This is a genomic window from Sphingosinicella sp., assembly GCF_052387495.1.
GTDB lineage: Bacteria > Pseudomonadota > Alphaproteobacteria > Sphingomonadales > Sphingomonadaceae > Allosphingosinicella.
In genome coordinates this window covers 1-6,728 of record NZ_JBQTJC010000119.1, presented here as the reverse complement: position 1 = coordinate 6,728, position 6,728 = coordinate 1, and the positions used below count along the sequence as shown (strand labels likewise).

Sequence of the window (6,728 nt, the reverse complement as noted above, 5' to 3'; positions counted from 1 at the left end):
GTCGCGCGGGCCGCGGCGAGATCGACGACGCCGGGGTGGAGGCCGTGCAGCGCGCACAGGGCATGGATGGCATCGGCGAGGTTGCGCGCCGCGTCCGGCCCGGCGCCCAAAGCGGGGTTCGCGAACCAGGGGTGGGCGGCGCTGCCCTGCTCGGCGACGCAGGCGATGAGCAGCGCGCCGGCGCCCGCGCCCTCTGCCCTGTCGACCAATCGTGAAGCCATCAACGCCCTCCCGGCGCCGCGGTCGTGCGGCGGATGCATCGGCAAGGGCTTACACCGGCGGCGTAAAGAGGAAGTTTACAAGAGGGCGCGGGAATTGGCGCGGCAAATGCGGGCGTCGACGCGCTCCGCCTAGCCGAACAGCCCGGGGCGGCGGCGGTGGACCGTCGAATAATCGGCATGGCCGCGGCGCAGCCAGCGCTCGTGCCGCGCCTTGCGCCGCAAATAGAGGACCAGCCCCGCCAGCAAGGCGAGGACGAGGCCGATGAGGATGAACGCGATCACTTCTCGCATGACTTTCCCTGCCGCCTCACATGAACCGACCGGACGCGGCGGCGGCGATCCCGTTCCCCCGCGCCGGACGACTCGTTGCCGGCAAGGGGTACGCCGTGGGCGTGAGGGTTTTGCGACAGCAAAGCGGCGCGAAAAAGGAAGCGGCCCCGCCGGGATGAGGCGGGGCCGCGGGGGGCCTAGGAGGGACGGGTTCAGGCGGCGAGCGGCATCGGCTCGGGCTCGGCATAGACAGCGTCGCGCTCAGCGGCGGCGCGCGCCTCGGCCTCGTCTTGCGCGCTGCGCGGATTGGGGACGATCAGGCGGAGCAAGGCGATCGCCGCCGCCGCCGCGAGATAGGCGGCGATCACCGCGACCGGCTGGACGATCAGCAGCACGCCGAGCGCGGCGCGCAGGAAGAAGGGGTTGAAGCCGAAATCCTCGCCAAGCGCCTGGCAGACGCCGAGCAAGGTGTCGTCGCGGGAAAGGGGAAGTGGGGCGCGTTGCATGTCGAAAAGCTCCTTTTGCCTATGCGGGAGGCTAAGCAGGAGCCGTGCCAGATTAAGGATATCGCGCGATTCCAGTGATTTGTAGAAACGCGCCTTAGTGAACTCAGACAGCGCCGCCGCGCCATGTGCCAACACTCGGCGGATTTCGCCAAGTCGGGGCGCTGGCGGGAATCCAAGTCAGGCCGGGGTCAACGGCGCGGCCGGCCGATGCGCCATCCGCGCGGCGAGCTTGCGCGCCAGCCTCTCCAGCAATTCGGCGCGGGCCGTCCAGACCGCGGCGCTATGCTCGAGGCGATGGCGGAAATATTCGCGTCCCGAAGCGGCCGCGCGGACGAGATCGGCGGCGGCATTGGCGCGGCACCCGACGGCCGTGTCTTCCGCGCGCTTGCTGGCCCGGAACGGCTTGAGACGCCCGTCGAGCGGCGCATCGACCGGGACGATTTCCGGCGCGCCGGAGGACGTGGCGGGAAGCGGGGGACGAAGACCGGCTTCGGAGAAGGGGAGCCCAGAACTCGCTAAGATCATGATACACCTCTCGAAAACGGAAGGATGAAATCGCTCGATTCCGGATCCACTCAGGAAAACAGCAATGATAAAGCTCGTCTATCATAACATTCGTCGTGTGCCGAAAGTTTATTTGTTTTTCCTAGATTTATATGGCTATTTACGTTTCGATGTCGTAAGGCAGTTATATCACCTGCGTTTTCAATGAGCACCTGCGTGACGGAGAGATTTTTCGTGCTCTCGCTTGCGGCAGGAAAGGCGATATTTCATGGACAGGCCATATTGGATCGACCGCAAGCACGCGGCGATGGCCATGGCGCGCGACGCGTCGACCTCCGAAGCCCGGCTGATTCACTACGAGCTGGCGGGACGCTACAGCATCAAGGCGGCCCACAGCCTGCCCTTCCTGCTTCCCCGCGCGGCGCCGGCCACCGAGGGCGAGCGCGAGGTCTTGCGGACGAGCGACGTGCCGCCGGCCCGCCGCGGCCCGCCCCGCCCGGGGCGGAACCCGCCCGGGAGCGCTAACCCCGTTCGCCGGGACGGCGGCGCCGGATGAGCCCGCCCTTCTTCCGCCGGGCCCGCGCACAGCCCCGTCTCGCGCCGGACGCGCAGGTGCGCCAGGGCCGCGCCGTCAAAGCGGCGCAGGCGGCCCTGGTCACCACCGAGGCGGTGCGCGTCTTCCTCAACACTCACGACTCCGCGCTTGGCGGCCGGCCGCTGGATCTCGCGGTGGCGAGCGAGGCGGGGCTGTCGAGGGTCGAGGCGGCGATCCACGCCGCGGCCTGGCTGCGCGGCGCGGCCAGCTAGAACAGTCCAGCGAAAGGAAAGAGCGACATGTCCATTTTCCGCGATCGCGCCACCCCGGCCGAGGACGAGCGCGCGCTGCTGGCGCGCAACGGCATTACCCGCGTGCCCGCCGACCACTATCATGTCGACGGCTACCGCTACACCAACCTCGCCGACGCGCTGGCCCAGGTCGGCCGCGGCGCTCCCGGGCGGGCCCGGTCATGAGCCTGCACGCCTGGCTCGGCCGCCATGTCGCCGATCTCAAGGACAGCCACTGGGATCACGGCCATTTCGTCAGCCGCTGCACTTTGTGCGGCGTCGCGATGATCAAGCTGCCGGGCCTGCCCTGGCGGCTGCGCGAGGGCCGGGCCTAGGCGGCGCGCCCCGCCGCTTCGAAAGGACCCTCGCCGATGGACCGCCTGCTCATCGCCTGGCTGCTGATCGTCGGCGTGGCGCTCGCCGTCGGGCTCGGCGTCGCCTTCAAGCTCTATCATTCCCGCGAGCGGAGCCACGCCCGCCGCAAGCGGCGCGAGACCGCCCGCCACCAGCGCCGCATGGCCGAACGCGCCCTCCCGCCCGCCGCTCACGAACCAACCCGGTAAAAAATCCTTGACATCCGTGCCCGTTTGTGGAACAAAGCACGAACATCAGCACGGGATGATTCGCACATGCCAAAACGAGCCCGCTCCCGGGCGCCCGCCCCGGCGGGGACCTGTCTGCGCGCCTCCGGCAAGGACGGCCCGCAATTGATCCGCAGCGCCGGCGCCCGCTGGACCGATGAGGCGGAAGGCGTCTTCCTCGATCGCCTCGCCGCGAGCTGCAACGTCTCCTATGCCGCCGCCTGCGCCGGCTTCTCCACCGTCACCGCCTACCGGCGCCGCCGCCGCGATCCCGGCTTCGCCGAGCGCTGGCAGGCCGCGCTGGCGCAGGGCTATGCCCGGCTCGAGGCGGGGCTGCTCCGCGCCGCCTGCGCCACCTTCGCCGCCGACGAGCGCCCCGACGAGGAGGGGGAGGACGCCCTCTTCGTCCCCGATCCCGAAATTCCCTTCCTGCCGATGAGCGTCGCCGAGGCGATCGCCATCCTCAAGCTCCACCGCGCCTCGGTCGATGGCGCCCCCGCCCGCTATCCCGGCTGGCGCGGCCGCCCGCGCTCGCTCGAGGAGGTCCACGCCTCGATCCTGACCAAGCTCCATGCGATAGAGGCCCAGCGCCGCGGCGAGGGCCCGCCGGAATGAAGCCCGAGCCCCCCCTTCCCCCGGGCACCGACCTCGTCGAATATCTCCTCACGCTCGCGCCGGAGCTGCGCGCCGCCGCGCTCGCCCGGCTCGGCATCGAGGAGGGCGAGACGCTCGATCGCGCCTGGCCCGCCTGGGCGCACGCTGGCCAGGCGCCGCCGCCGGGCGCGTGGCGGACCTGGGTGCTCAAGGCCGGCCGCGGCTTCGGCAAGACGCTGGCCGGCGCGAAATGGGTGACCGCGCTGGTCGCCGCCCACGACCGCATCGACATCGCCCTCGTCGGCGCCACGCTGGAGGATGCCCGCCGGGTGATGGTCGAAGGCCGCAGCGGCCTGATCGAGATCGCCGATGCCTGGGTCACCGGCTGGTGCCCCAGCCTCGGCCGGCTCACCTTCCGCACCGGCGCCACCGCGACGCTCTTCTCCGGCGCCACCCCGGCCTTGCTGCGCGGCCCCGAGCATCATTTCGCCTGGTGCGACGAGCTCGCCAAGTGGGAGAAGCCGCGGGAGACCTGGGACATGCTCCAGCTCGGCCTCCGCCTCGGCCCCAATCCCCGCGCCCTCGTCACCACCACCCCGCGCTCCGGCCCGGTGCTGGCGGGGATCATGCTCCAGCCCGGCACGGTCACCACCGGCGGCCCCAGCAAGGCCAATCCCCACACCTCGCGCGCCTGGCTCGACAACGTCCACGCCCTCTACGCCGGCACCCGCCTCGGCCGCCAGGAGCTCGACGGCGAGCTCCTCCCCGAAGCCGGTGCGTTGTGGAGCGTCGAGCTGCTCGAGCGCTGCCGCCGCAATTCCTCCCCCAGATTTCTGGGGGAGGGGGACCATGCGCAGCATGGTGGAGGGGCTCCTCCGTCAGCCCTGCGGGCTGCCACCTCCCCTGCAAATGCAGGGGAGGATCGATTTGTCCGCCTCGTCATCGGCGTCGACCCGCCCGTGGCGGACGGCACCTGTGGCATAATCGCCTGCGCGAAGGACAGCGCCGGCATCGCCCACGTCCTCGCCGATCACAGCGTCACCGCCCGCACCCCCGAAGGCTGGTCCCGCGCCGGCGCCGACGCCGCCCGCATCCATTCCCTTTCCTCCCCTGCATTCGCAGGGGAGGGGGACCACCTGAAAGGTGGTGGAGGGGCCTCGTTCCCCGGCGAAGGCCGGGGCCCAGCCCAACACAAAAACTGGCCGCCGGCCTTCGCCGGAGCACAGCTCATTCCCTTGATCGTCGCCGAACAAAACCAGGGCGGCCGCATGGTCGCGGCCATCCTTCCCTCAGCCAGGTGGCCTGACCTCTTGAGGGCATACTCGAAACGGCCGAACAGCTCGGCAAATTCGCGGGCTGCGGTCTGGGGGTTAGCAGTCACGGTGTGACCGCCTGTCACTGATCCAAGAAACTCCGCATCTTCCGGCTGCGGCTCGGATGCTTCAGTTTGCGCAGCGCCTTGGCCTCGATCTGCCTGATCCTCTCACGCGTCACGCTGAACTGCTGCCCGACCTCCTCCAGCGTGTGATCGGTGTTCATCCCGATGCCGAAGCGCATGCGCAGCACGCGCTCCTCGCGCGGGGTGAGGCTCGCCAGCACGCGGGTCACCGTCTCCTTGAGGTTGGCCTGGATCGCCGCGTCGACCGGGATCACCGCGTTCTTGTCCTCGATGAAGTCGCCCAGATGGCTGTCCTCCTCGTCGCCGATCGGAGTTTCGAGGCTGATCGGCTCCTTGGCGATCTTCATCACCTTGCGGACCTTCTCCAGGGGCATGGAGAGGCGCTCGGCGAGCTCTTCCGGGGTCGGCTCGCGGCCGATCTCGTGGAGGATCTGGCGGCTGGTGCGGACCAGCTTGTTGATCGTCTCGATCATGTGGACCGGGATGCGGATGGTGCGCGCCTGATCGGCGATGCTCCGCGTGATCGCCTGCCGGATCCACCAGGTCGCGTAGGTGCTGAACTTGTAGCCGCGGCGGTACTCGAACTTATCGACCGCCTTCATCAGGCCGATATTGCCCTCCTGGATCAGGTCGAGGAATTGCAGACCGCGATTGGTGTATTTCTTGGCGATCGAGATGACGAGCCTGAGGTTCGCCTCGACCATCTCCTTCTTGGCGATGCGCGCCTCGCGCTCGGCCTTCTGGACCTGGTTCACGATGCGGCGGAATTCGCCCAGGGACATGCCCGTGGCGAGCGCGATGTCGCTGATCTCGTTGCGGATGCGCTCGATCGCGTCGGCCTCGCCGGTGCAGAAGGCGGTCCATTTCTTGTCGAGGCCGCAGACCCGCTCGGCCCAGCCCTCGTCCAGCTCGTGGCCCATATAGGCTTCGAGGAAGGCCCGGCGCGGCACCTTGTGGCGCTCGGCCAAGCGGAGCATCTGGCCGCCCAAAGCGGTCAGCCGGCGGTTGTAGCTGTAGAGCTGGTCGACGAGATATTCGATCTTGGCGCCGTGGAACTGGACGCTCTCGACCTCGGCGGTGAGCTGCTCGCGCAGCCTCTGATATTTGCGCTCGTCGCTCGCGGCGAAGGCTTCAGGGCCGCTCATCGCGTCCATCCGGGTCGCCTGGAGCTTCGAGAATTTCTTGTAGAGGCTGGTGATCGCGGCGAACTTCTCTAAAGCCGCGGGCTTCAGCGCCTCCTCCATCTGGGCGAGGCTGAGGGTGTTGTCCTCTTCCTCCTCCTCGACCGGGCGCGGCGTGCGCCGCTCGACCAGGCTCTCCTCGCCGTCCTCTTCCTCCTCGGCGGGGGCCTCCTCGGGCTCTTCCTCTTCCTTGAAGCTCGGGCCGGCGGTCTTCTCCGAGATCGTGTCGTCGTCGCTTTCCGCGCTCTCGACCTGCTCGGGAGTGGGGCCCTTGGAGAGCATCGCCTCGAGGTCGAGGATCTCGCGCAGCTGCATGACGCCGTTGTTGAGCGCGTTCGACCAGTCGATGATCGCGTTGAAGGTGATCGGGCTTTCGCACAGGCCCCAGATCATCGTGTCGCGGCCGGCCTCGATCCGCTTGGCGATCGCGATCTCGCCCTCTCGGGAGAGCAATTCCACCGCGCCCATCTCGCGCAGGTACATGCGGACCGGGTCGTCGGTGCGGTCGACCGTCTCCTTCTTCTTCTCGACCACGAAGGTCTCGCCCGAGCCGCCGCCCTCCTGGCCCTCGTCGATCGCCTCCGGCTCGTCCTTGTCCTCCTCGTCCCCCTCCTCGCTCTCGACGATGTTCACCCCCATCTCCGACA

12 protein-coding genes are annotated in these 6,728 nt (G+C 69.0%); 7 read left to right on the top strand and 5 right to left on the bottom strand.

The features are described 5' to 3' along the window. The 4 genes from ACT4N8_RS06715 to ACT4N8_RS06700 all read right to left on the bottom strand — a co-directional run. Positions 1–221 (bottom strand): DUF6975 family protein (locus tag ACT4N8_RS06715; protein WP_444857364.1); only part of this gene is annotated, 221 nt, incomplete at its 3' end. Between the two features lie 129 nt (positions 222–350). Beyond that, entirely contained in the window at positions 351–512 is a 162-nt protein-coding gene (locus ACT4N8_RS06710; protein WP_444857363.1) for an LPXTG cell wall anchor domain-containing protein, read from the bottom strand. A gap of 191 nt (positions 513–703) precedes the next feature. Beyond that, positions 704–997, bottom strand: coding sequence for a PspC domain-containing protein (locus tag ACT4N8_RS06705; protein WP_444857362.1), 294 nt, complete (start codon positions 995–997; stop codon positions 704–706). A 177-nt stretch (positions 998–1,174) separates the two neighbouring features. Continuing rightward, positions 1,175–1,522: a hypothetical protein gene (locus ACT4N8_RS06700; protein WP_444857361.1), complete on the bottom strand. Its 348-nt coding sequence runs from the start codon at positions 1,520–1,522 to the stop codon at positions 1,175–1,177. 247 nt (positions 1,523–1,769) lie between these two features. Between ACT4N8_RS06700 and ACT4N8_RS06695 the strand changes: the two genes are divergently transcribed. The 7 genes from ACT4N8_RS06695 (at position 1,770) to ACT4N8_RS06665 (ending at position 4,889) form a co-directional block, all read left to right on the top strand. Next, positions 1,770–2,057 carry a hypothetical protein gene (locus ACT4N8_RS06695; protein WP_444857360.1) on the top strand — a complete coding sequence of 96 codons (288 nt, stop codon included), beginning with the start codon at positions 1,770–1,772 and terminating at the stop codon, positions 2,055–2,057. Next, on the top strand, positions 2,054–2,308 hold the full coding sequence (locus tag ACT4N8_RS06690) for a hypothetical protein (protein ID WP_444857359.1): 255 nt from the start codon (positions 2,054–2,056) through the stop codon (positions 2,306–2,308). Before ACT4N8_RS06695 ends, ACT4N8_RS06690 begins: the two co-directional genes overlap by 4 nt. Before the next feature lie 27 nt (positions 2,309–2,335). After that, positions 2,336–2,512 (top strand): hypothetical protein, encoded by a 177-nt coding sequence (locus ACT4N8_RS06685; protein WP_444857358.1) that lies wholly within the window; start codon positions 2,336–2,338, stop codon positions 2,510–2,512. Next, positions 2,509–2,661 (top strand): hypothetical protein, encoded by a 153-nt coding sequence (locus ACT4N8_RS06680; RefSeq protein ID WP_444857357.1) that lies wholly within the window; start codon positions 2,509–2,511, stop codon positions 2,659–2,661. Before ACT4N8_RS06685 ends, ACT4N8_RS06680 begins: the two co-directional genes overlap by 4 nt. A 36-nt stretch (positions 2,662–2,697) precedes the next feature. Further along, positions 2,698–2,889 carry a hypothetical protein gene (locus ACT4N8_RS06675; protein WP_444857356.1) on the top strand — a complete coding sequence of 64 codons (192 nt, stop codon included), beginning with the start codon at positions 2,698–2,700 and terminating at the stop codon, positions 2,887–2,889. A 66-nt stretch (positions 2,890–2,955) separates the two neighbouring features. After that, positions 2,956–3,522: a hypothetical protein gene (locus ACT4N8_RS06670; protein ID WP_444857355.1), complete on the top strand. Its 567-nt coding sequence runs from the start codon at positions 2,956–2,958 to the stop codon at positions 3,520–3,522. After that, positions 3,519–4,889: a terminase large subunit domain-containing protein gene (locus ACT4N8_RS06665; RefSeq protein WP_444857354.1), complete on the top strand. Its 1,371-nt coding sequence runs from the start codon at positions 3,519–3,521 to the stop codon at positions 4,887–4,889. The genes ACT4N8_RS06670 and ACT4N8_RS06665 overlap by 4 nt, the downstream gene beginning before the upstream one ends. A gap of 7 nt (positions 4,890–4,896) precedes the next feature. Here ACT4N8_RS06665 and rpoD read toward each other — a convergent pair. After that, the coding region (gene rpoD / locus ACT4N8_RS06660; protein WP_444857353.1) for an RNA polymerase sigma factor RpoD at positions 4,897–6,728 on the bottom strand (1,832 nt) is incomplete at its 5' end.

Bases quoted from the DNA above. Each gene is read 5' to 3' on its own strand.
- ACT4N8_RS06710 (WP_444857363.1), bottom strand. From the start codon at position 512: ATGCGAGAAGTGATCGCGTTCATCCTCATCGGCCTCGTCCTCGCCTTG.
- ACT4N8_RS06705 (WP_444857362.1), bottom strand. From the start codon at position 997: ATGCAACGCGCCCCACTTCCCCTTTCCCGCGACGACACCTTGCTCGGC.
- ACT4N8_RS06700 (WP_444857361.1), bottom strand. From the start codon at position 1,522: ATGATCTTAGCGAGTTCTGGGCTCCCCTTCTCCGAAGCCGGTCTTCGT.
- ACT4N8_RS06695 (WP_444857360.1), top strand. From the start codon at position 1,770: ATGGACAGGCCATATTGGATCGACCGCAAGCACGCGGCGATGGCCATG.
- ACT4N8_RS06690 (WP_444857359.1), top strand. From the start codon at position 2,054: ATGAGCCCGCCCTTCTTCCGCCGGGCCCGCGCACAGCCCCGTCTCGCG.
- ACT4N8_RS06685 (WP_444857358.1), top strand. From the start codon at position 2,336: ATGTCCATTTTCCGCGATCGCGCCACCCCGGCCGAGGACGAGCGCGCG.
- ACT4N8_RS06680 (WP_444857357.1), top strand. From the start codon at position 2,509: ATGAGCCTGCACGCCTGGCTCGGCCGCCATGTCGCCGATCTCAAGGAC.
- ACT4N8_RS06675 (WP_444857356.1), top strand. From the start codon at position 2,698: ATGGACCGCCTGCTCATCGCCTGGCTGCTGATCGTCGGCGTGGCGCTC.
- ACT4N8_RS06670 (WP_444857355.1), top strand. From the start codon at position 2,956: ATGCCAAAACGAGCCCGCTCCCGGGCGCCCGCCCCGGCGGGGACCTGT.
- ACT4N8_RS06665 (WP_444857354.1), top strand. From the start codon at position 3,519: ATGAAGCCCGAGCCCCCCCTTCCCCCGGGCACCGACCTCGTCGAATAT.